Source organism: Paraburkholderia fungorum (assembly GCF_046027215.1).
Classification (GTDB): Bacteria; Pseudomonadota; Gammaproteobacteria; order Burkholderiales; family Burkholderiaceae; genus Paraburkholderia; species Paraburkholderia fungorum_D.
On sequence record NZ_JAQQEN010000002.1, the window covers coordinates 1,442,562 to 1,466,170 of the forward strand.

Genomic DNA, 23,609 nt, shown 5'->3' on the forward strand with positions numbered 1-23,609 from the left:
CTACGCCTCGCTTTGCAACTCGGCACCGACGCCGATACCGACGCTGACACCTTCATGCGTCATCGCGCGCTGTATTGCAAAGCCGAGGTTCTCTACTCGAACGCCCTGTTGTTCGCCGAAGCGTTCTCCGAAGTTCCGCCAAATGAAATAGTCACTCGCATCCGCCCTGCTTCCGAGTGCATCGAAAAGCTGCGGCAGAGCCGGAACGTGGTCGCCATAGAAACAAAGTACAGTTGGCCTCGCCCGCTCTCGCAGAAAATCGGTCAATTTGCCGATCATTCTGTCCGCGTTTTCGACATGCCGCAGGTACGCTGTAAGGTCCCGCCAGCGATTGTCGTTCCCGAGAGTATGCCTCGACATAAATTCGTCGGATACGACCGGTTCCAGATGCAACGGGCCGTGGTTCTCCATCGTGATCGCAAACGCAAATACCGGCCTGTCGTCACTCTGCTGCAAAGCCGCGATGATAGCATCCGCAACCGCCGCATCACCGATGTACGGGCCGACGCGAGCCCCACCTTCAAAATCGCGAATGTCGAGAAACCGGTCGAAGCGCATCAGCTGGAATGCCCTATGGCGACCAAAGAAGCTCGCGTAATACGGGTGAATAGCCAGCGTCCGGTATCCACCTCGCTTGAACCATCCAGCAATGGACGCGCACGCGCTGCGCACGAACATGTACGGATAGAAACGGGCGTAGCCGAGCGCGGCCGACGGCAAGCCGGTCAACATCGCAAATTCGCTGCGCATCGTATTCGCGCCCCATGCCGGCACCGTCAGGCTGCCATACTCGAAAGCCTCTCGCCTCGCCTTGTCGAGGTTCGCATACGGACCGGGCAAAACGAAATCTCCCAATCGGCGCGCATCGAAATAGGATTCGCTCTGCACCACGATGACGTCAGGACACGCGACCGGATGTCCGCTGGCAAACGGGCCTTGCTCAACGGCACGCACAAACGCGCGCCGCTCGGCGCGACGAAACCCATTAATCAGGTAAGCAACGAATACTGCGAAAAAACCGAACCGCCGCTGGTCTTCGATCGGCTCGAGCGTCAGCGGCACTCGCCTCGACAGCGCAATACCGATTGCCAGACAGGCCGCGGCCGTCAGCGCCGCCACACCGCGTGCGTGCAGGTCTAGCGGATTCTCGACGAAAAATCCGGTCATGGCGATGACCACGCCAACCACGATGGCTAATATTTTTCCGATACTTAAAAACGGCAAATAAAGGCGCGGATGCGAAAAAACCTGACTGAACAAACTCAGATCAGTAAAGACAAAAGGCTCCCGCAGCGATTCGAATTTTGCATTGCTGACGACTGCGAGCAATACAATCAGGACGATGGCGACCCCAATCGAAAAAAAAGGCCTCGCGCTAATCGCGACCCCGCTGCCGACCAGCACGGCCACGGCTGCCGCGTGTAACGACAGGGCCGTCGCCGGACGATACAACACACGGGGAGTCGCTATGGCGTCGCCGGCAAAGGAAAGCGCGACGCCCGTGACCGCTACTTCTGGCCAGTACGGCACTTCACAGCCCCTCGCGCGGAAAGTAGGACAATCTGCCGAGAATTGCGTCCGCAATCGTTGCCGGCAGCAAGCGCAACAGCTTCATGCCGAACGCCAGTGGAAATGGAAACGCAATCTCGACGTCGCGCCGCGCGAGCTTCCGTTGAATATGCAGTGCGGCCTTTTGCGCGGACCACATGAACGGCTTGTTGGCAGGAAACACGTCGCTCATCGCGGTCTTGATGAATCCCGGCATGATCACGGACAGCGCGACATCGTCCCGTGCCAGAATGGGGCGTATCGAATCGCAGTAGGACATCAGTGCGGCTTTGCTTGCGCAATATGCAGGAGAAATCGCCATCCCCCTCAAGGCGGCGAGCGAACTAACGACCGCAATATGGCCGGATCGACGCGAACGCATGCGCTCGATTACGGGCAGGACCGTATGCAATGCGCCGTAGAGATTCGTATCGATTACGGCGGTGGCAAGGCCGACGCCTTCCCAGTCATCGGCCGACCGGAGCGTACTGGCTACGCCGGCGTTGGCAATCAGCAAATCGATCGGAAAGCGCTCGTCGAAATTGGATACCCACTCCTGAATCCCCGCAGAATCGCGCACGTCGACACAGCCGACTACGGCTTCAGCGCCGAGCGCGCGACATTGCGATGCGACAGACTCAAGTCGCTCAAGATTTCTGCCAATTAATCCTAGCGTGGTGTTGGGCGCGGAATAACATAACGCCAGCGCCTGCCCAAGTCCGGCGCTACTGCCCGTAATAACTACCACACGCGACCCGCCTACGCTCACCTGCCCCGTTGTAAACAATATTGTTTTCCCATCATCCATAAATGGATTTTGCTTTTCGCTAGTTCAGCTTGTTCACTTGTTAAACCCCGAACACTACCCGCCGCCCGACATTTCACATGCGGCGGATGGATTGCCACGCTGATTACATTTAGTTAATTTTTACATCGAAAGTGACATTTCGCCACATCGTACAGGATTACAAGCTCTAGCGTGACGAACCTGCACCACCTGCTGGCTCGCCGCGAACAGCAACGCGATCCATCCTGTTCCGTTTCTCAGGCTCGATCGTCGATCTTGCAGAGCGGCAATAAGCCAGCAGGGGCACGCGGGTGGGTGCGAATACAGAGTTGCGAAACTTCCGGATTCAATATGGAAGCGGCGTATCTTCCAGGAGTCAAGAGTCGCCGATGAGCGCGCCCGACTTCTTCCGCAGCCGCCTGGGCGCAATGATCGATTCGCGTCACCCGTTCGCCGTACTGGCTAACCGGATTCCATGGTCGTCGATCGAAGTGACGTTGATGCCGATGTTCGAGTGGTTGTCCAACAGCTCGCACCGCAGGCGGCGCGACCGCTCGAACAGGTCCGAGGCAACCGGATGCGGCCACTACTCAAAGCAATCCGCTGGACCCGCAACGGAATCCAGCATGTGTCATGGCGTTTCCGGAAAAAGCTCGAGCCTCGCGCGTAAGGCCCTCGCCAGAAAACATAAAAAGCCCCGCAAGACTTTCACCTTGCGGGGCTCTCCCTCAAACCTACGACCTTTTTCCGCCTAGCGCGACATCATGTTCATGCTGACGTTATGCATGATCCACAACGACCCGACAATCAGAATCACGGCCGTCAGCACGGTAAAGCCGAACGCCATGACGTTCCACCGCTGCGCCGACGACGCATTCATGTGCAGAAAGAAAATCAGGTGCACGACGATCTGCACGAAAGCGAGACCCGCGATTGCGAGCAACGCATTTTCCCCCGTCAGCATGCCGTTCATCACCAGGCCGAAAGCCGCGGCGGTCAATACGACGGAAAGAATGAAACCGATCGCATAGCTGCCGATGCTGCCGTGGCTTTCACCCGCGTGTGCCAAGTGTGAGTGCTGGCTATGGTCCATTTAGATCACGCTCGCAAGATAGACAAAGGTGAAGACACCGATCCAGACGACATCCAGAAAGTGCCAGAAAAGACTCAGGCAAGTCAGACGAATTACGTCGCGTTCGGTCAAATTGCGATGGCGCATCACCTGAATAGCAAGCACCGCCATCCAGACCAGACCGCACGTGACATGCAAACCGTGTGTACCGACCAGCGTAAAAAACGACGACAGGAACGCGCTGCGACTCGGGCCCGCGCCCAACGAGATCAGATGCGAGAACTCGCGCATTTCCAGTACGAGAAACGCGAGACCCAGCAGGAAGGTCACGCCAAGCCAGAAAAGCAGCACACCCTTTCTGTTCTTATGCGCGCCGAGCATTGCGAAACCATACGTGATACTGCTCAGCAGCAGCATCGACGTTTCGAGTGCGACGCCCGGAATCTCGAACAGATCCTTACCGCTCGGACCACCCGCGAACTGGTGGCTCATCACCGCAAACACGGCGAACAGCGCAGCGAAGATAATGCAATCGGTCATCAGGTACAGCCAGAAACCGAATACCGATTGCGACGGCACGTGATCCGGCGCGAGATGCGGTTGAACCGCAATAGTCTTCTGTAACATCAGTCAACCTCCAACGCGACCTGGGCACCGGCGCCCGTGCGTTTCTCTTCAATCAGCGCGACTGTGTCGGCCGGAATGTAATAGCCGTCGTTATCCATGAAGCTATAGACGATGACCGTACCGATCGCGCCAACGAGGCCAACGATCGCCAGCCACCAGATGTGCCAGATACCGGCGAAACCGAGTACCAGAGAGAACAATCCCACCAGCAGACCCGCGGACGTATTCGACGGCATGTGAATGTCGCGATACACCGGTTCTGATCCCCGCGCGTTACGCGACTTCATATCGGTGAATGCATCCAGCTTGCGCACGGTCGGGATGATCGCGAAGTTGTACACCGGCGGCGGCGAACTGGTCGCCCACTCCAGCGTGTGGCCATTCCACGGATCACCCGTAACGTCGCGATTGCCCGGCAGATTGCGGTCGCGAATACTGACGTACAACTGCAGCAGTTGGCAGGCGATACCGATGGCAATCAGTCCTGCGCCGAACGCCGCGAGAATCAGCCATGGGTGCCATGTCGGATTGTCGTAGTGGTTCAGACGGCGCGTCATGCCCATGAAACCGAGCACATAAAGCGGCAGGAACGCGACATGGAAGCCGACCTGCCAGAACCAGAAGGCGGCCTTGCCGAGCTTCTCGTTGAGCTTGAAACCGAATGCCTTCGGGAACCAGTAGTTGAAACCCGCCAGATAGCCAAACAGCACGCCACCAATGATCACGTTGTGAAAATGCGCGATCAGGAACAGGCTGTTATGCAGCACGAAGTCCGCACCCGGAATCGCCATCATCACGCCAGTCATGCCGCCGATCGTGAACGTGATCATGAAGCCGATGGTCCACAAAATCGGGGTGGTGAACTCCAGACGGCCCTTGTAGATCGTGAACAGCCAGTTGAACACTTTCACGCCTGTCGGAATCGCAATCACCATCGTCGCGATACCGAAGAACGCATTGACGTCAGCGCCCGAGCCCATCGTGAAGAAGTGGTGCAGCCACACGAGGAACGACAGCACCATGATCGAGCACGTTGCCCACACCATGGTCTTGTAGCTGAACAGCGGCTTTTTGGCGAAGGTCGCCACGACTTCCGAGAAAATACCGAACGCCGGCAGGATCAGGATGTACACCTCCGGGTGACCCCATGCCCAGATCAGGTTCAGATACAGCATGGCGTTACCGCCGCCGTCGTTCGTGAAGAAGTGCATGCCGAGGTAACGGTCCAGACCGAGCAGCGCGAGCGTAACGGTCAGGATCGGGAACGACGCCATGATCAGCACGTTGGTGCACAAAGCGGTCCACGTGAACACCGGCATCTTCATGAACGTCATGCCCGGCGCGCGCATCTTCACGATGGTCGCGAAGAAGTTCACGCCCGTGAGCAGCGTGCCGATCCCGGACAACTGCAAACTCCACAGGTAGTAGTCAACCCCGACACCCGGACTGAATTGCAATTCAGACAACGGAGGATAGGCCAGCCAGCCCGTTTGCGCGAACTCGCCGATCACCAGTGACACGTCGATCAGAATCGCGCTGACCGCGGTCATCCAGAAACTCAGCGAATTGATAAACGGGAACGCGACGTCGCGTGCGCCGATCTGCAGCGGCACGATCAGATTCATCAGGCCGATCATGAACGCCATCGCCATGAAGAAGATCATGATGACGCCGTGCGCCGTGAACACCTGATCGTAGTGATGCGGTGGCAGATAACCCGGGTTGAGATAGGCAAGCGCCAGTTGCAGACGCATCATGATCGCGTCCGAGAAGCCACGCAGCAGCATGATCATCGCGACGATGATGTACATAATGCCGAGCTTCTTGTGGTCGACGGTGGTCAGCCAATCCGTCCACAGATAGCGCCATTTGCCCAGATACGTGACCGTGCCGAGCACGGCCAGCGCGACGAGCGCCATGAAGCAGCCGGCGCCGACGATGATCGGCTCGTGATATGGAATCGCGTCGAGAGTCAGTTTTCCGAACATACGTTACCCCTTAGGCCCACAGTTGGCGTCCTTCATGTTGTCGAGGACGTGACCGTTGTTGTATCGGGCAATGATGTTGTGAAACAGTTTCGGATCGACCGACGAGAAGTAACGCACCGGTTCTTTTTCGCTCGGCGCCGACACCGTGTGATAGCGGTCCATGTCGAGGCGGTCCGACGAGGCGCGCACCTTGGCAACCCATGCGTTGAATTCCTCGGGCGACGAAGCGATTGCGCGGAACTTCATGTCCGAGAAGCCCTTGCCGCTGAAATTTGCCGATGCGCCCGCGTAATTGCCGGCTTCGTCAGCGATCAGATGCAGGCGCGTCTGCATGCCGGCCATTGCGTAGATCTGGCCGCCGAGTTGCGGAATGAAGAATGAGTTCATCACCGTGTCGGATGTGATGACGAAGTTCACCGGCGTGCCGACCGGCAGCGCCAACTGGTTGACCGATGCGATGCCGAGGTCCGGATAGATGAAGAGCCATTTCCAGTCGAGTGCAACCACTTCGACATTAATCGGCTTCACTTGCGATTCGAGCGGACGGTAGGGATCGAGCTCATGCGTGCTCTTCCACGTCAGCACGGCAAGAAACAGAATGATCAGACTCGGAATCAGCCACACGGCGATTTCGATCGCGGTCGAATGCGTCCAGCCAGGACGATACTCGGCGCTTCTGTTCGAAGCGCGATAGCGCCACGTGAACAACAGTGTGAGCGCGATAACCGGAATAACCACGATCAGCATGGCCCACGTCGACGTGGCAATCAGCTCACGTTCGGCCAGCCCTACACTCCCCTTCGGATTCAGAATATCGAGGTTGCTGCAACCCGAGAGCAACAACACGAGGCCGGTGGAAAGGAAACCTGCCGACCCTCGCTGAGTCGTTCCTTTCATATCCATTGCCTTCTTTTTACGAGTTTAACGAACGTCATTCAACCGCTCTCCCTAATTAAGCGCTCGCATGATAAGGGGACGTTCGTTGGGGATAAACCCTCGATTTAGCAATGATCCATTACGTCGCAGCGCTGTAAGTCACATTGCCACATGAGTGCGCGAACGTGCCGTGTCGCGAAGCTCCATTGCAGCGCGAGAACATTGAAAAAGCCCTTTAAACAAGGGCCAAAATGAGGTGCGCACCGTGAACCACGCCGGGTCGATTCACATGAACCGTGGCGCGCAAAAGCGCCACGCCCCTGACGGGAACGCGGCGCTCACAGCACAGAAGTGTCGCGGTGTAATCAGCCCGGCGAACGAGCCGCAGTGGCAACAACCGCGGCGGGCGCCGCGGCTTGCAGATGAGCGCCGCCGTCAGCCGGTGCGGACTCCGAAGGATACGCACTGCGCTCTGATTGAGCCAGCAGCGTGCCGACCGAAGGATCGATTGCGTCGGTGAACGGTTTCGGATCGAGGCCGATGGCCAGCACCAGCAGCGCCATGGCGCCGAGCAGCGCGAACTCGCGCTTGCCGAGGTCTTTCAGCTTTGCGACACGCGCATTGGTAATCGCGCCGAAAATCACGCGCTTATACATCCACAACGTGTACGCCGCGCTCAGAATCAGCGTCGACGCGGCCATCGCGCCAATCCAGAAATTGAAACGGATCGCGCCCATCAAGACCATGAACTCGCCGACAAAGCCCGACGTGCCCGGCAGGCCGATATTGGCCATCGAGAACAGCATCACGAAAGCAGCGAAGCGCGGCATGGTGTTGGCGACGCCGCCGTACTCGGCAATCGAGGCGGTCTGCGTGCGATCGTGGAGCATGCCCGTACACAGCAGCATCGCGCCCGACACTACACCGTACGACAGCATCTGCACGATCGCGCCGGCCTGGCCGATACGATTGAACACAAACAGGCCTAGTGTCACGAGACCCATGTGCGCAACCGTCGAATACGCGAGCAGGCGGCGCATATCGGTTTGCACGAGTGCGAGCAGGCTCGAATAGATCACCGCGATCAGCGAGAGCGTGATGATCATCGGCGCGAAGAAGTGGCTCGCCTGCGGTGCGATCGGCAACGCGAAACGCAACAGACCATAGCCGCCCAGTTTGAGCATACCGATCATCACGGCAGCGCCGGTCGGTCCGTCGAGGTGGACATCCGGCAGCCATGTATGCAGCGGCCACATCGGCACTTTGACACCGAACGCAGCAAGAAAGCCGAGGAAGATCAAAACCTGCGGCCAGGTGCCGAGATGCGTTTCGCGCCATTGCGCAAGGTCGAAGCTATGCGTCTGACTGTACAGATACAGCATCGACATCAGCATCATCAGCGAGCCAAGGAACGAAACGAAGAAGAACTTTATTGCTGCATACGAGCGGTTCGAATGCCCCCATGTGCCGATCAGCAGATACAGCGGAATCAGTGTCGCTTCGAACGAAATGAAGAACAGCATGCCGTCGAGCGACGTGAACACGCCCTGCATGAAACCCGACAGCATCAGAAACGCGCCGAAGTATTGCGCAGTACGCTCGGTGATCGACTCCCACGAGGCAACCACGATGATGATCGTGGTGAGTGCGGTCAATGCGACCAGCCACAGTGAAATCCCATCCACACCCACATGCCACGCGATATCGAACGTAGGCGACCACTTCACGTTCTCGACGAACTGCATCGACGTCACGTCGTTGCGAAAATTGGCAACGAGCGGAATGACCGGCAGGAAGCCCGCCACCGCGCCTGCGAGGGCGAGCAGGCGCGTCCGGCCATGCGCCTTGTCCGAACCGGCGCGCAATACGACCAGGCCGGCAATAATGGGGATCCAGATTAGAAGACTAAGAAGCGGAGGCAATGGCATGTGTTCTTTTGGATACTTGTTGTGCAAAACGCCATCCAGTGCCTTCATTTTGAAGGCATTGAAATGACTTTGAAGGCTTTGGTTCGCTGAAGGGGTCGGAGTGGCTTAAAACGACGTTTCTTTAAGGTAAATCAGCAAGGAATAGGAGATTACCCTTATCCCAAAGATTTTGCAGCGCACCAAGAAAAAAAGTTGCTTTTCGAAACGCGCTATTGCTGACGAGGATCTTGCTGGGAAAGTTGAAATGTGCAGACGCACAATTCGATGGCTGTGAATTTTGAGTTCAAGGGCGTTGCATGCGCCAAAATGGGGCACCGCTCATCCGCTTCGTGAGTGTCGCCTACACGGCAAATGCTTTTTGTTATTCAAATGAAAGCATTTACGGCACAGCAGTGAGCTTGCGTTCTGACTGCTTTTCATTCGGCGCGCTCTGAGTAACCCGCCTATACTGCGGCGATTCAGAGGGTGACCTTCGCGCGCAAATCCGGCGCTTGTCGCGTGGTTTGTCAGACCATCCGTTACCGCCCTCACCGCCCAGACTTATCGGAAACCGCATGGTGCTTCATGATGAAGGTGTCGTTCCCGCGCTCGAATGCCGCGGGCTGAGCAAGACATATGGCGCCGGCCGCATCGTACTGGCGCACCTTGATTTCACGCTCGGGCCAGGTGAATTCGTCGCCATCATGGGCGACTCGGGCGTCGGCAAATCGACGCTGCTGAATCTGATTGCCGGCCTCGACAGCGCGGATAGCGGCGATGTGATCATCGACGGCGATGCGGTCTCGCAGCTGGACGACAATGCGGCGACACGTCTGCGCCGGCAAAAGCTGGGCTTCGTGTTCCAGGCCTTTCACGTGCTGCCCCATCTGACGCTCGCGCAAAATGTCGCTCTGCCGCTGCTGCTGAACGATTTGCCCAGAGCTGCTGCGCTCGATATGCTCGCTGCCGTTGGCCTGAGCGGCCGTGGCGACGATTTTCCACGGCAGCTTTCCGGCGGTGAGCTACAGCGCGTCGCCATTGCGCGTGCGCTTGTGCATCGTCCGAAACTGATCCTCGCCGACGAACCAACCGGCAACCTCGATCCCGACACCGCACACGAAGTGCTCAGCCTGTTCCGCGCGCAAAGCAAGGCAACTGGCGCGGCCACGATCATGGTCACGCATTCGGAAGCCGCAGCGGCGATCGCCGACCGCATCCTGATTCTGAGCGACGGCGGCTTGCACGCTTCGTTGTCGCGCGCCTCGTCCTCCGATTCCCGCTCCATCGCGCGTTCAACCGACGATGCGCGCTGAACCACGACCCTTGCCGCATATACGCGGCCACCGCATGCTTGCGCGCTGGCTGCTGGGTGCCGAGTGGCGCAGTCATCGCGGACGCGCGCTGGTTGCGATTGCAACGATCGCACTCGGTGTCGCGCTCGGTTACGCAGTTCAACTGATCAATAGCGCGGCCTTCAACGAATTCTCCGCGGCGGCGCGCAGCCTGTCGGGCCAGGCCGATCTGCAGGTGCGTGGAGCACAACCTGTATTCGACGAATCCATCTATCCGCGTTTGTCCGCCGAAGCGGGCGTGGCTCTCGCGAGTCCCGTCCTCTCGTTCGATGCCACTGTGCCGCACGAAAGCGCCCCGCTGCCGGTACTCGGCATCGACGTCTTCAAGGCGAGCCGTATCGCGCCCGATCTGATTGGCGTCCCGTCGCCGGAACGCCCGTTCGATACGCTTGCGCCCGACACGCTATTTCTCTCCACGGCGGCACAACAATGGCTGAAGGTGAAAATTGGCGATGAGGTAGCGCTGCGCAGCGGCACGGCCATCGTGCATCTGCGCGTGGCCGGCGGTCTCGTCAGAACGCGGCCGGGTCAACGGCTTGCAGTGATGGATATCGCCGCGGCGCAATGGAAGTTCGGCAGGCTGGGCAAGCTCTCGCGCGTCGATTTGCAACTCGAACGCGGCGTCGATCGGGAGCGCTTCAGGCATGATCTGCAAGCGCGCCTCGGCAACCAATGGGTGATCTCCGAAACGCGTGACACCGAAAGCCGTACCGACCGGCTGTCGCGCGCCTATCGGATCAATATGAATGTACTCGCGCTGGTGGCGCTCTTTACCGGCGCCTTCCTCGTATTTTCGACCCAGGCGCTCGGCGTTGTGCGGCGCCGCGCCCAATTCGCCATGTTGCGCGTGCTCGGACTGACACGCGCTCAATTGTTACGCCAGATCCTGATGGAAGGCGCCCTGCTCGGCCTGCTCGGCTCGTTGACCGGACTCGCGCTCGGCTACGCCATGGCGAGCGGCGCGTTGCGCTTTTTTGGCAGCGACCTGGGCGGCGGCTACTTTCCGGGTGTGCAGCCGCAAGTCGGCTTTGAACCGCTGGCCACGGCGCTATTTCTGGCGCTCGGGGTCGCCGTATCGATCCTCGGCAGTCTCGCGCCAGCACTGGAAGCGGCCCGCGCGCGACCCGCCGTGGCACTCAAGGCCGGCGCTGAAGAAGGCGCTTTGGCGCGGCTCGCTACGCCATGGCCTGCTTTGGCATGTCTGCTGATTGCCGTGGTTTTGACGCTGTTGCCGCCCGTGTTCGACGCACCTGTCGGCGGCTATCTGGCGGTCGCGCTGCTGCTGGTCGGCGGAATCGCACTGATGCCGCGTGTCACCGCGTTGATCTTCGGCGCGGCGAGCCGTGCAGTCGGCGGGCGGCGTCACGCCGGCGCCGCCCGCACCCTGGCGCTGGCGCGCCTCGCGAACGCGCCGGGACAGGCATCAATCGCGATGGGCGGCGTACTGTCGAGCTTTGCGCTGATTGTCGCGATGGCGATCATGGTGGCGAGTTTTCGCGTGTCTGTTGAAGACTGGTTGAGCCATCTGCTCTCCGCCGACCTCTATGTTCGTGTAGCACCGAACGGCGACACGGGTGGCTTGCGGGTCGACGAACAGACGCTGCTGGCGAGTGTACCAGGCATCAGAAAAGCTGCCTTTGCCCGAACCTCGCATCTCACACTCGATCCCACGCGGCCGGATATCGCCGTGCTGGCGCGTGAAATCGATGCGGCCGATCCAGGCGCCACGCTGCAGATGACCGGCGCAGTTCTGCCTCCAACCGAGCTTCGTACGGGCGAAACACCTGTTTGGGTATCCGAAGCAATGGTCGATCTGTATGGATATCGGCTTGGACAGCGCGTGCAGTTGCCACTCGGCGAGCGCGGCCACCTGTTCAGAGTCGCGGGCGTCTGGCGCGATTACGTGCGTCAGAGCGGCGCAATCCAGCTACGGCTTGCTGACTACCGGCGCCTGACTGGCGACATAGGCGCCACCGATGTCGCCGTGACCGTGCAACCTGGGGCGAGTATCGATCGCGTTATGGCGGGGCTGCGCGCACTGCCCTTCGGTGCTTCACTGGACCTGTCGCAACCAGGAGAAATTCGCGCACGCACGCTGGTCATCTTCGATCGGAGTTTTGCCGTCACATATCTGCTCGAAGCCGTCGCCATCGTGATCGGATTGTTCGGCGTGGCAGCGACGTTCTCCGCGCAAACACTCGCGCGAGCACGTGAGTTCGGCATGCTGCGTCACGTGGGTGTGACGCGCTCACAGATACTCGCGATCCTCGCGCTCGAAGGCGGGATGCTGACAGCTTGCGGGATCGCGATGGGCTTCGTGCTCGGATTCGCGATCAGTCTGATCCTGGTGTTCGTCGTTAATCCGCAGTCGTTTCATTGGAGCATGTCGCTTCACATTCCATGGACGGTACTGAGCACGGTCGCGCTGGTGATGCTGGCTTCGTCGTGCTCGACAGCGGTGATTGCCGGACGGGGCGCCGTGTCCATCGATGCGGTACGCGCGGTCAAGGAGGATTGGTGATGGGGGCCTTACCGCGTGAAATAGCGCAGACGTCGATGCACGAGGCTGTATTGCACGTCGAGCATGAAGCGCCTTGCACGTCGCGGATTGCGTCGGCAGGCCGCGTTGCGAATGTATGGCGATTGCGCGTGAAGATGCATAGTTTGCTCTGCATTGGTGTCCTGGCCGCTTTGCCTGCGCTTGCCAAGGCACCCGAGTTCGCCCAGGTCATCGCGGATCGCCCGGTCGTCCTTCCACAAGACAGCGGCGCACATCCCGCGTTTCGCACCGAGTGGTGGTACGCCACCGGCTGGCTCACGACCCCGGACAATCAGCCGCTCGGTTTCCAGATTACTTTTTTCCGCTCGGCGACTGGCCACGACACGGCCGATCCAAGCTCCTTCGCGCCGTCGCAATTGATCATTGCCCACGCTGCGCTAAGCGACCCTGCACTGGGTCACCTCACGCACGACCAACGGATTGCCAGAGCGGGGTTCGGGTTGGCGTATGCGAAGCCGAACAATACCGAGGTCAAACTCGACGCCTGGAAAATCACCCGTGGTACGGACGGTCACTACGACGTCACAGCCGATGCGAACAGCTTTTCACTGCATCTCACGCTGACGCCGACGCAGCTACCCATGATCCAGGGCGAGCGTGGGTACTCACGCAAAGGCCCGCGCCCCGAACAGGCCAGTTATTACTACAGCGAGCCGCAATTGCGAGTGACCGGAAGCGTGGTTCGGCCGGTCGTGGCCGGCGGCACATCGAAGGGCGCGGCAACCGTCACTGGCACGGCGTGGCTCGATCATGAATGGTCGAGTACGCTGCTGGACGCCGACGCAGTCGGATGGGATTGGCTCGGCGCCAACCTGACGGATGGCTCTGCCCTCATGGCGTTCAAGGTGCGCAGCCGTGATGGCCACGCGGTATGGGTGCATGCCGCGCTACGCCAGCCGAATGGTGAGACAAGGACGTTCGGTCCTGCGGACGTCGACTTTACCCCGGTCCGCGCATGGCGCTCGCCGCGCACGAACACGTCCTACCCGGTCTCGATGACGGTCAAAACCGGTGCGCTGATGTGGCGGCTCGATCCGTTGATGGACGATCAGGAACTCGATTCGAGTCAATCGACCGGTGCAGTGTATTGGGAAGGCGCGGTACGAGTGAGCCGCGAAGGCGTGGACGTTGGGCGCGCTTATCTGGAACTGACGGGTTATGCGAATGCGCTTCGAATGGGGAAGAATTGAAGTGTGTTTTCACGGCTGATAATCTCGAAGCCGTAAACGCAGAAACCCCACCGTTCTGGTGGGGTTTCTGTTGCTGCTAGGGAGCCTGACGATTACCTACTTTCACACGGGAATCCGCACTATCATCGGCGTGGAGTCGTTTCACGGTCCTGTTCGGGATGGGAAGGGGTGGTACCGACACGCTATGGTCATCAGGCATGACTTGTTGTCGTGTCGCCCTTGAGGACGGCACAACCAATCTGGAAGAAGTAGCTGAGAGGATGCCTCTCGCAACACGTTCAATACGTGCGGGTTGTGTTGTTTCTGGCACAACACTGATCACTCAACCGTGCGTGGTGTCCGTCCCCCCTTCGGGGGTGGGGTCCGCGTAAGTGCTGAAGCACTAACGCTAACCCGACACGAAACACACCTGTTATAGGATCAAGCCTTACGGGCAATTAGTATCAGTTAGCTTAACGCATTACTGCGCTTCCACACCTGACCTATCAACGTCCTGGTCTTGAACGACCCTTCAAGGGGCTCGAAGCCCCGGGGATATCTCATCTTAAGGCGAGTTTCCCGCTTAGATGCTTTCAGCGGTTATCTCTTCCGAACATAGCTACCCGGCGATGCCACTGGCGTGACAACCGGTACACCAGAGGTTCGTCCACTCCGGTCCTCTCGTACTAGGAGCAGCCCCCTTCAAATATCCAGCGCCCACGGCAGATAGGGACCAAACTGTCTCACGACGTTTTAAACCCAGCTCACGTACCTCTTTAAATGGCGAACAGCCATACCCTTGGGACCGGCTACAGCCCCAGGATGAGATGAGCCGACATCGAGGTGCCAAACACCGCCGTCGATATGAACTCTTGGGCGGTATCAGCCTGTTATCCCCAGAGTACCTTTTATCCGTTGAGCGATGGCCCTTCCATACAGAACCACCGGATCACTATGACCTGCTTTCGCACCTGCTCGACTTGTCGGTCTCGCAGTTAAGCACGCTTATGCCATTGCACTATCAGCACGATTTCCGACCGTACCTAGCGTACCTTCGTACTCCTCCGTTACACTTTGGGAGGAGACCGCCCCAGTCAAACTGCCTACCATGCACTGTCCCCGACCCGGATCACGGGCCAAGGTTAGAACCTCAAACAAACCAGGGTGGTATTTCAAGGACGGCTCCACGCAAACTGGCGTTCACGCTTCATAGCCTCCCACCTATCCTACACAGATCGGTTCAAAGTCCAATGCAAAGCTACAGTAAAGGTTCATGGGGTCTTTCCGTCTAGCCGCGGGGAGATTGCATCATCACAAACACTTCAACTTCGCTGAGTCTCGGGAGGAGACAGTGTGGCCATCGTTACGCCATTCGTGCAGGTCGGAACTTACCCGACAAGGAATTTCGCTACCTTAGGACCGTTATAGTTACGGCCGCCGTTTACCGGGACTTCAATCAAGAGCTTGCACCCCATCATTTAATCTTCCGGCACCGGGCAGGCGTCACACCCTATACGTCCACTTTCGTGTTTGCAGAGTGCTGTGTTTTTATTAAACAGTCGCAGCCACCAGTTTATTGCAACCCCTTCACCCTTCTGGCGCAGGCCAGTCAAGCTACAGGGGCGTACCTTATCCCGAAGTTACGGTACCAATTTGCCGAGTTCCTTCTCCCGAGTTCTCTCAAGCGCCTTAGAATACTCATCTCGCCCACCTGTGTCGGTTTGCGGTACGGTCTTGTTAAACTGAAGCTTAGAGGCTTTTCTTGGAACCACTTCCAGTTGCTTCTTCACCGAAGTGAATGGCGCCACGCCCTTGAATTGCGCACCCGGATTTGCCTGAGTGCCTTCTCCAACGCAGCGACCGGGACTTCCAACACCCGGACAACCTTCCGCGATCCGTCCCCCCATCGCATTTAACAATGGTGCAGGAATATTAACCTGCTTCCCATCAGCTACGCATTTCTGCCTCGCCTTAGGGGCCGACTCACCCTACGCCGATGAACGTTGCGTAGGAAACCTTGGGCTTACGGCGAGGGGGCCTTTCACCCCCTTTATCGCTACTCATGTCAGCATTCGCACTTCCGATACCTCCAGCGCACTTTTCAATGCACCTTCGCAGGCTTACGGAACGCTCTCCTACCATGCACATAAATGTGCATCCGCAGCTTCGGTATATTGCTTAGCCCCGTTACATCTTCCGCGCAGGACGACTCGATCAGTGAGCTATTACGCTTTCTTTAAAGGATGGCTGCTTCTAAGCCAACCTCCTGACTGTTTTAGCCTTCCCACTTCGTTTCCCACTTAGCAATATTTGGGGACCTTAGCTGGCGGTCTGGGTTGTTTCCCTCTTGACACCGGACGTTAGCACCCGATGTCTGTCTCCCGTGATTGCACTCTTCGGTATTCGGAGTTTGCTATGGCGTAGTAATCCGCAATGGACCCCACAACCATGACAGTGCTCTACCCCCGAAGGTGATACACGAGGCACTACCTAAATAGTTTTCGGAGAGAACCAGCTATTTCCAGGTTTGTTTAGCCTTTCACCCCTATCCACAGCTCATCCCCTAACTTTTCAACGTTAGTGGGTTCGGACCTCCAGTACGTGTTACCGCACCTTCATCCTGGCCATGGATAGATCACCTGGTTTCGGGTCTACACCCAGCGACTGAACGCCCTGTTCGGACTCGCTTTCGCTACGCCTGCCCTAATCGGTTAAGCTTGCCACTGAATGTAAGTCGCTGACCCATTATACAAAAGGTACGCCGTCACCCCTTGCGAGGCTCCGACTGTTTGTATGCATGCGGTTTCAGGATCTATTTCACTCCCCTCCCGGGGTTCTTTTCGCCTTTCCCTCACGGTACTGGTTCACTATCGGTCGATCACGAGTATTTAGCCTTGGAGGATGGTCCCCCCATCTTCAGACAGGATTTCACGTGTCCCGCCCTACTTCTCGTACACCCAGTTCTTCCTCGCTGTTTTCGTCTACAGGGCTATCACCTGCTATGGCCGCACTTTCCAGAGCGTTCGACTAACAATGAAGATAAAGAGTACAGGCTGGTCCCATTTCGCTCGCCACTACTCTGGGAATCTCGGTTGATTTCTTTTCCTGCGGTTACTTAGATGTTTCAGTTCACCGCGTTCGCTTCGCATGACCTATGTATTCAGTCATGGATACTCCATAAGGAGTGGGTTTCCCCATTCGGATATCGGTGGATCAAAGCTCGTTTGCCAGCTCCCCACCGCTTTTCGCAGGCTACCGCGTCCTTCATCGCCTGTGATCGCCAAGGCATCCACCACATGCACTTGTTCGCTTGACCCTATAACGGGTGTGTCTCATGCCGCATCCACTGGGGATGCAGCGCTCCTCACATCGTTACAGGTTGAGTATTCGTGTTGCGCCGTATTCCAAAGCAATCTTTCGATCACCTTTTCATACATTGATACAATCACAACCCTGATTCACCTACTCGCACACCCATCTCTAAGTATGCTTTCGTGAATCTCTTTACTACTTCTTCCTGATTGTTAAAGAACGACAGCCGATATCGCAGTTGCTATAACCGCGTATCACTCTGACTGGCTCAATCGCCAATGCGAAACGCTCTGTGCCTTTAAACACAGAACCCTGCGCATTGAAGATTGGTGGAGGATGACGGGATCGAACCGACGACCCCCTGCTTGCAAAGCAGGTGCTCTCCCAGCTGAGCTAATCCCCCAGTCATGCAGATAACGCAATCTGATAGTCCCGGAGTCTTCACCGGTTAGCTGCAGCCACCGCAGAAACAGTGGTGGGTCTGGATGGATTCGAACCATCGACCCCCGCCTTATCAAGACGGTGCTCTAACCAACTGAGCTACAGACCCCTGAGTCTGTCTGCGTATCTGTCTTAATTTCACAGCCGATAAGCGTGAGCGCTCAACGTTTGACACGTTAGCTCGAGAAAGGAGGTGATCCAGCCGCACCTTCCGATACGGCTACCTTGTTACGACTTCACCCCAGTCATGAATCCTACCGTGGTGACCGTCCTCCTTGCGGTTAGACTAGCCACTTCTGGTAAAACCCACTCCCATGGTGTGACGGGCGGTGTGTACAAGACCCGGGAACGTATTCACCGCGGCATGCTGATCCGCGATTACTAGCGATTCCAGCTTCACGCACTCGAGTTGCAGAGTGCGATCCGGACTACGATCGGTTTTCTGGGATTGGCTCCCCCTCGCGGGTTGGCGACCCTCTGTTCCGACCATTGTATGACGTGTGAAGCCCTACCCATAAGGGCCATGAGGACTTGACGTCATCCCCACCTTCCTCCGGTTTGTCACCGGCAGTCTCCCTAGAGTGCTCTTGCGTAGCAACTAGGGACAAGGGTTGCGCTCGTTGCGGGACTTAACCCAACATCTCACGACACGAGCTGACGACAGCCATGCAGCACCTGTGTTATGGCTCCCTTTCGGGCACCCCCACCTCTCAGCAGGGTTCCATACATGTCAAGGGTAGGTAAGGTTTTTCGCGTTGCATCGAATTAATCCACATCATCCACCGCTTGTGCGGGTCCCCGTCAATTCCTTTGAGTTTTAATCTTGCGACCGTACTCCCCAGGCGGTCAACTTCACGCGTTAGCTACGTTACCAAGTCAATGAAGACCCGACAACTAGTTGACATCGTTTAGGGCGTGGACTACCAGGGTATCTAATCCTGTTTGCTCCCCACGCTTTCGTGCATGAGCGTCAGTATTGGCCCAGGGGGCTGCCTTCGCCATCGGTATTCCTCCACATCTCTACGCATTTCACTGCTACACGTGGAATTCTACCCCCCTCTGCCATACTCTAGCCCGCCAGTCACAAATGCAGTTCCCAGGTTAAGCCCGGGGATTTCACATCTGTCTTAGCGGACCGCCTGCGCACGCTTTACGCCCAGTAATTCCGATTAACGCTTGCACCCTACGTATTACCGCGGCTGCTGGCACGTAGTTAGCCGGTGCTTATTCTTCCGGTACCGTCATCCCCCCAGGGTATTAACCCAGAGGTTTTCTTTCCGGACAAAAGTGCTTTACAACCCGAAGGCCTTCTTCACACACGCGGCATTGCTGGATCAGGGTTTCCCCCATTGTCCAAAATTCCCCACTGCTGCCTCCCGTAGGAGTCTGGGCCGTGTCTCAGTCCCAGTGTGGCTGGTCGTCCTCTCAGACCAGCTACAGATCGTCGCCTTGGTAGGCCTTTACCCCACCAACTAGCTAATCTGCCATCGGCCGCCCCTGTAGCGGGAGGTCCTAAGATCCCCCCCTTTCCTCCGTAGAGCGTATGCGGTATTAATCCGGCTTTCGCCGGGCTATCCCCCACTACAGGACACGTTCCGATGTATTACTCACCCGTTCGCCACTCGCCACCAGGATTGCTCCCGTGCTGCCGTTCGACTTGCATGTGTAAGGCATGCCGCCAGCGTTCAATCTGAGCCAGGATCAAACTCTTCAGTTCAAACCTGTTACTGTTTTCGGTCTCTTTCGAAACCGGTCGCTCACTCAACGTACTGACGAATGATCATCCCATCCGAAGATGGGAAAACCTTCCTTTAATACTAGTGTGAGACTTGATACTTTCGCTTGTCGGCAGAATCCGGAGATCCCACCGCGCGTCGCGCATCAAGCGCCCACACTTATCGGCTGTTAATTTTTAAAGATCATTCGCTTGGAGAGCTCTGCTTTCTTCGCGTCCGTCATCAAACGGGAGGCGAATTATGCGATGCGGTCCGCACCCCGTCAACCCCCTCCGCGCATTTATTTTTAAAAAGTTGAGAAGTGCCAGAACAGCCCGGATCGGCATGCAACAAAATTGATTAGGTTTCCAAATAAAAGTAGACGCGCCTCGCAACGCAACCTGGATCGGTGCACAACATCGCACCGAAGCTAACCAGAGCAGGGTCCCATCCTTGCAAAATCTACCAGCCGATATCGTCACCCATGTGCGCACGCTATTTGCCCGGCACGCGTCAACAAATGCCGGTACGCGCGTCAAGACAATAAATCTATTGGACTTTGGTCCCAGTCGAAAACACCGACGGCATATCGATCGAAAGCATCCTCGGCAGTGAATGTCACGCGACGTTAGGGAGTCGCTCGAAAGCCGGTCACCCATCGCTAGCGCAAATGCGCTGAAAAAAGAACGCGTCCCGGCCGGGTATAGGACCAAAGGCCAATAGTCTTTCAGTGGCCCGCCTGCCTATATTGATTTCAGCCAATGAGGGTCGCAGGCTGAATTGCGGCTCGTTCACGCGTTGCAATCGCCAAAGGGAGTACGCATCATGCTCAAATGCGTTCGCTATGTCGCAGTTATTCCAGTCCTGATCGTCGCCGCGGCCTGTTCGACTGGCGGGAGTTCGACGTCCGGGTCCTCGTCGTCGACGGCCACGCCGGTCGCCGAGGACGCCGTTCTCAAGCAGGACAGTCTCGCCGCACTGCAAACGTTGTACGCAAAGGAACCCAAGGCAAAGGAAATCGGCGATAGATCCAAGGCGATACTCGTCTTTCCGAACCTGGTCAAGGCAGGCTTTATCGCCGGCGTGCAAGGGGGGGACGGCGTGCTGATCGAGAACGGGAAGATCACGGGTGTCTACAACAACACAGCTGTGTCGTATGGCCTGCAAGCCGGTGTCCAGACGTTCGCGGAAGTCATGTTCCTGACGACCGATGCTGCGGTGAACTACCTCCATAGCAGCGACGGATGGTCGCTGGGCATGGGCCCAAGCGTCGTCGTGGTGGATGCCGGTGCCGCGAGGTCGCTGACCACGACTACGCTTCAGTCCGACGTTTACGCGTTCATCTTCGGTCAGCAGGGCCTGATGGCCGGCCTTGGGCTGCAAGGCCAGAAGATCACGCGACTCAGGGGCTAACGGCCGTCGCGACGCCCTCTCCCGCGCGGACCCGCCATCTGCTCGCCCGCGCGGCCTTTCCAGGCAGATCCCGGATCGCATAGCCGGACAGCGTGGCCTGTTCTGCGATGAGCTCCGGCGGTCGCGGGAAGGTCGCGGGAAGATCACGCCATGTCAACCGGCAGACTCGCCGGACCACTTTCTTAAGGGAAATATCATGAAATGCACCGTTATTGGCGCGCTTGCGTTGGCGTTGGGATTGGGCTTGGCGTTACCCGCCCTGGCCCAAACGGGCAAGGCCATGAACCCCTCGAAAATGAAATGCGAGGACTTTGTTGCTGTAGACGCGGCATATCAGCCGGCCCTCGTCTACTGGGTGGCGGGTGTCGATCATCTTGGGGTAAAGGAAACTGACACGATGGTGGTCGACACCGCGACACCAGTCGCCGTCATCGTCGGCGAGTGCAAAAAGACACCGAAGGCCTCCTTCAAGGCCAAGGTCCGAGCGCTCTACAAGGGCGGTCAGATCACGCTCTTCGACCATCATTGAGCGAGGCACTTTCCGCGGCACGCAGACATGATCCATCAGGCGGTCCGGCGATCCGGCGATCCGGCGTATGGCGTGAGGAACGGCTACTGACCCCAACATCGGCTTGAACTGCGCCTCGTGGCAGCGGAGCGAGCGGCATTTCGGGGCAGCTCACATTGCCCCCCCATGCCTGAGCACCGGTCATTCAGGCGGACATACGTCCGGTCGCGGAAGACTTCTGGGACTTCGAGTCATGCAACGAATTGTTCGATACTGGACCGGCTCAGTGATGCTCCTGCTTGCGTTTGCAGCACAGGCGCAACAGCCCATCATTTATCCCGCTCGCGGCCAGAGCTGGGAGCGCCAGCAGACCGACACCGCGGAATGTCACTCGTGGGCGCAACAGACTACCGGGGTCAACCCCGTTGCGCTCGCCGAGCAAATGGCGAACGCTCCGCCTCCACAGCAACAGCAAGGACGAATGCTCCGCGGAGCCGCAGGCGGTGCGCTGTTCGGCACACTGATCGGCGGAGCGGCCGGCGGCCACTGGGGCGAGGGAGCAGGAATTGGCGCGCTCGTGGGCACGATGGGCAGCGGCATGCGAATGCGGCGCGAGCAGCAACAAGCGGCCGCGCAGCAGCAGGGCATGCAGCAGCAGGCGTCGAGTCAGCTTGCGACGTACAACCGCGCGGTGGCCGCCTGCATGACCGGGCGTGGCTACACCGTCGAGTAGATGTCGTGGCTTGCTCGCCCGATCCATGGTCTGCACTTTCCGCTCACTGGTTCACGTCTGGCAGGAGAAGCAATGATGCTGAAGATTGTGTCGGCAACCGCCCTGGCGGTTCTGGTTTGCGCCGCGCCTTCAAGGGTGCTCAGCGCAGACTTTGACGGCAGCAAGCCGTTGTTGTGCGCGACTGTCGACGCGCACTTCTGTGACGTGGGCGAAGTCTGCTATCGGACGCTACCGGCGATTCTCGGTGCACCGCAGTTCATCCGCATCAACTTCGCGAAGAAGGCCATTGTCGGACCGCAGCGCACGACAGAGATCCAGCACATGGAACCGAGTGACGGACAGTTGCTGCTTCAAGGAACTGAACTTGGCTACGCCTGGAGCCTCGCACTCGATACAAAAACGGGTGCGATGTCCACGACGCTCGTCAACCGCGAAGACGTGTTCGTGCTCTTCGGCTCCTGCACGCCGTCGTAGTGCGCCCGGCGATATAACGCGTCCTGACTGATGCTGTTGCACCTGTCATTTGAAACCGCACAATAAAAAAACCAGATCAAAAAATAAAAACACCTAAAGCTCCAGGCGGCGCAGCCGTAAACATGGTTATCCCGCCAGCTAAATCCCCCAGACCATGGAACACCCAACCGACAACCAAGTCCTGGAGTCAGCCCCGGAAGCCCAATCACTGAAATTAGCCCTGGAATCAGTGCCCGTAGGCAAACCTCTGGAATGGCCCATTACAGACCACGACGGCACGCTGCTATTCAACGGCGGCGCCATCTTGGCCACCACCGACGAACGCAAGTTCCTGTTCGACCACTTCCACCCCCACCGCGGCGACCTGCTATCCGCGCGCCCGTCACAGGAACCACCGGCCCACCCGCATCAGGCTGACCCGACTGGCGAGCTGATGCTCAAAGACATGCATCTGGCGATCGGCGCCCTGATCGGCATGCGCACCCAACTCGGCAGCGGCGGCCCCATGCACCCCTGCCGCATCATCGGTTTCGCGCCCAATCAGGCGCTTTTCGTCACCCCGCCCATCCAGGACGGCCGGATCCTGCCGCTCGGCCATGGCGAGAACGTTGAAATCGTCGCGATTGCGAGCCAGGCCGTGTTCCGCTTCGTCTGCACGGTGGAAGCGATTTGCCGCGCACCGTTCGACTACGTCGTGCTATCGAAACCCGGCGTGATCCGCCGCCTGCGCGAACGCAAGTCGATTCGCGTGCGCACGCACCTTGCAGTGCGCTTCGGCATTGGCGAAACCGGCGACACCTACGAAGGCATCGCCCTTGCAAAAGGCATCAGCGCACTCGGCATGTCGCTGGCCGCAGCGTGGACGCTCGGTGCCGTCGGCGAACGCCTGCGCATCGCATTCCGCCTCAAATCATCAGACCTCGACACCGAGATCGAAACCACCGCGATCATCCGCAACGTCCAGAAAGGCAGCGCGCCGGGCGAGCCGTCCATGCACGGTCTCGAACTGGATCAACTCGACGCGGCTCAGCAGATGGCGATGAAAGTCTACGTGTTCGACCGGCAAGACGACGTGGTGTACTGGTCCAGCGGTTTGAAGTAAATGCGCGAGCGTGAGCGGCGCACTG

16 protein-coding genes, 2 tRNA genes and 3 rRNA genes are annotated in these 23,609 nt (G+C 58.2%); 9 read left to right on the forward strand and 12 right to left on the reverse strand.

Annotation, left to right across the window (positions count from 1 at the left end; translation table 11 throughout):
- The gene (locus tag PQR27_RS27030; protein ID WP_408526674.1) at positions 1-1,530 is read right to left on the reverse strand and encodes an LTA synthase family protein; all 1,530 of its coding nucleotides are present in this window, start codon (positions 1,528-1,530) and stop codon (positions 1-3) included.
- 1 nt (position 1,531) lies between these two features.
- Positions 1,532-2,356 carry an SDR family NAD(P)-dependent oxidoreductase gene (locus PQR27_RS27035; RefSeq protein ID WP_408526675.1) on the reverse strand — a complete coding sequence of 275 codons (825 nt, stop codon included), beginning with the start codon at positions 2,354-2,356 and terminating at the stop codon, positions 1,532-1,534.
- A gap of 368 nt (positions 2,357-2,724) precedes the next feature.
- Here PQR27_RS27035 and PQR27_RS27040 point away from each other — a divergent pair, with 368 nt between their 5' ends.
- Entirely contained in the window at positions 2,725-3,090 is a 366-nt protein-coding gene (locus PQR27_RS27040) for a hypothetical protein (RefSeq protein WP_408526676.1), read from the forward strand.
- Here the strand turns inward: PQR27_RS27040 and cyoD are convergent.
- The 5 genes from cyoD to PQR27_RS27065 form a co-directional block, all read right to left on the reverse strand.
- Entirely contained in the window at positions 3,087-3,428 is a 342-nt protein-coding gene (cyoD, locus tag PQR27_RS27045; protein WP_408526677.1) for a cytochrome o ubiquinol oxidase subunit IV, read from the reverse strand. The genes PQR27_RS27040 and cyoD overlap by 4 nt on opposite strands.
- Positions 3,429-4,034 (reverse strand): cytochrome o ubiquinol oxidase subunit III, encoded by a 606-nt coding sequence (gene cyoC, locus PQR27_RS27050; protein ID WP_408526678.1) that lies wholly within the window; start codon positions 4,032-4,034, stop codon positions 3,429-3,431.
- Positions 4,034-6,022, reverse strand: a complete 1,989-nt coding sequence (cyoB, locus tag PQR27_RS27055) for a cytochrome o ubiquinol oxidase subunit I (protein ID WP_408526679.1) — start codon at positions 6,020-6,022, stop codon at positions 4,034-4,036. Before cyoB ends, cyoC begins: the two co-directional genes overlap by 1 nt.
- 3 nt (positions 6,023-6,025) lie before the next feature.
- A complete protein-coding gene (cyoA, locus tag PQR27_RS27060; RefSeq protein WP_408526680.1) occupies positions 6,026-6,919 on the reverse strand; it encodes a ubiquinol oxidase subunit II in 894 nt (297 codons plus the stop codon).
- 344 nt (positions 6,920-7,263) lie between these two features.
- The gene (locus PQR27_RS27065; protein ID WP_408526681.1) at positions 7,264-8,826 is read right to left on the reverse strand and encodes a complex I subunit 4 family protein; all 1,563 of its coding nucleotides are present in this window, start codon (positions 8,824-8,826) and stop codon (positions 7,264-7,266) included.
- A gap of 554 nt (positions 8,827-9,380) precedes the next feature.
- On the opposite strand from PQR27_RS27065, the gene PQR27_RS27070 reads away from it, so the two are divergent.
- The 3 genes from PQR27_RS27070 (at position 9,381) to PQR27_RS27080 (ending at position 13,907) form a co-directional block, all read left to right on the forward strand.
- Positions 9,381-10,118, forward strand: a complete 738-nt coding sequence (locus tag PQR27_RS27070) for an ABC transporter ATP-binding protein (protein WP_408526682.1) — start codon at positions 9,381-9,383, stop codon at positions 10,116-10,118.
- Positions 10,108-12,678 (forward strand): FtsX-like permease family protein, encoded by a 2,571-nt coding sequence (locus PQR27_RS27075; RefSeq protein WP_408526683.1) that lies wholly within the window; start codon positions 10,108-10,110, stop codon positions 12,676-12,678. The genes PQR27_RS27070 and PQR27_RS27075 overlap by 11 nt, the downstream gene beginning before the upstream one ends.
- A 134-nt stretch (positions 12,679-12,812) precedes the next feature.
- Positions 12,813-13,907: a lipocalin-like domain-containing protein gene (locus PQR27_RS27080; RefSeq protein ID WP_408528313.1), complete on the forward strand. Its 1,095-nt coding sequence runs from the start codon at positions 12,813-12,815 to the stop codon at positions 13,905-13,907.
- 83 nt (positions 13,908-13,990) lie between these two features.
- On the opposite strand, the gene rrf is transcribed toward PQR27_RS27080, so the two are convergent.
- The 5 genes from rrf to PQR27_RS27105 form a co-directional block, all read right to left on the reverse strand.
- A 5S ribosomal RNA gene (rrf, locus tag PQR27_RS27085) occupies positions 13,991-14,103 on the reverse strand.
- A gap of 220 nt (positions 14,104-14,323) precedes the next feature.
- Positions 14,324-17,202, reverse strand: a 23S ribosomal RNA gene (locus tag PQR27_RS27090).
- Between the two features lie 323 nt (positions 17,203-17,525).
- Positions 17,526-17,601 (reverse strand) — tRNA-Ala (locus PQR27_RS27095).
- A gap of 70 nt (positions 17,602-17,671) precedes the next feature.
- A tRNA-Ile gene (locus PQR27_RS27100) sits at positions 17,672-17,748 on the reverse strand.
- 77 nt (positions 17,749-17,825) lie between these two features.
- Positions 17,826-19,356: ribosomal RNA gene (locus PQR27_RS27105) — 16S ribosomal RNA — on the reverse strand.
- Together the 16S, 23S and 5S rRNA genes with 2 tRNA genes alongside form the textbook arrangement of a ribosomal RNA operon.
- A gap of 823 nt (positions 19,357-20,179) precedes the next feature.
- Here PQR27_RS27105 and PQR27_RS27110 point away from each other — a divergent pair.
- The 5 genes from PQR27_RS27110 (at position 20,180) to PQR27_RS27130 (ending at position 23,584) form a co-directional block, all read left to right on the forward strand.
- A complete protein-coding gene (locus PQR27_RS27110) occupies positions 20,180-20,767 on the forward strand; it encodes a lipid-binding SYLF domain-containing protein (RefSeq protein ID WP_408526684.1) in 588 nt (195 codons plus the stop codon).
- 196 nt (positions 20,768-20,963) lie between these two features.
- Positions 20,964-21,296 carry an HdeA/HdeB family chaperone gene (locus tag PQR27_RS27115; protein ID WP_408526685.1) on the forward strand — a complete coding sequence of 111 codons (333 nt, stop codon included), beginning with the start codon at positions 20,964-20,966 and terminating at the stop codon, positions 21,294-21,296.
- 232 nt (positions 21,297-21,528) lie between these two features.
- On the forward strand, positions 21,529-22,008 hold the full coding sequence (locus PQR27_RS27120) for a glycine zipper family protein (protein WP_408526686.1): 480 nt from the start codon (positions 21,529-21,531) through the stop codon (positions 22,006-22,008).
- A gap of 72 nt (positions 22,009-22,080) precedes the next feature.
- Positions 22,081-22,482 carry a hypothetical protein gene (locus PQR27_RS27125; RefSeq protein WP_408526687.1) on the forward strand — a complete coding sequence of 134 codons (402 nt, stop codon included), beginning with the start codon at positions 22,081-22,083 and terminating at the stop codon, positions 22,480-22,482.
- Positions 22,483-22,636: 154 nt separating this feature from the next.
- Positions 22,637-23,584: a flagellar brake protein gene (locus PQR27_RS27130; protein WP_408526688.1), complete on the forward strand. Its 948-nt coding sequence runs from the start codon at positions 22,637-22,639 to the stop codon at positions 23,582-23,584.
- Positions 23,585-23,609: the final 25 nt, after the last annotated feature.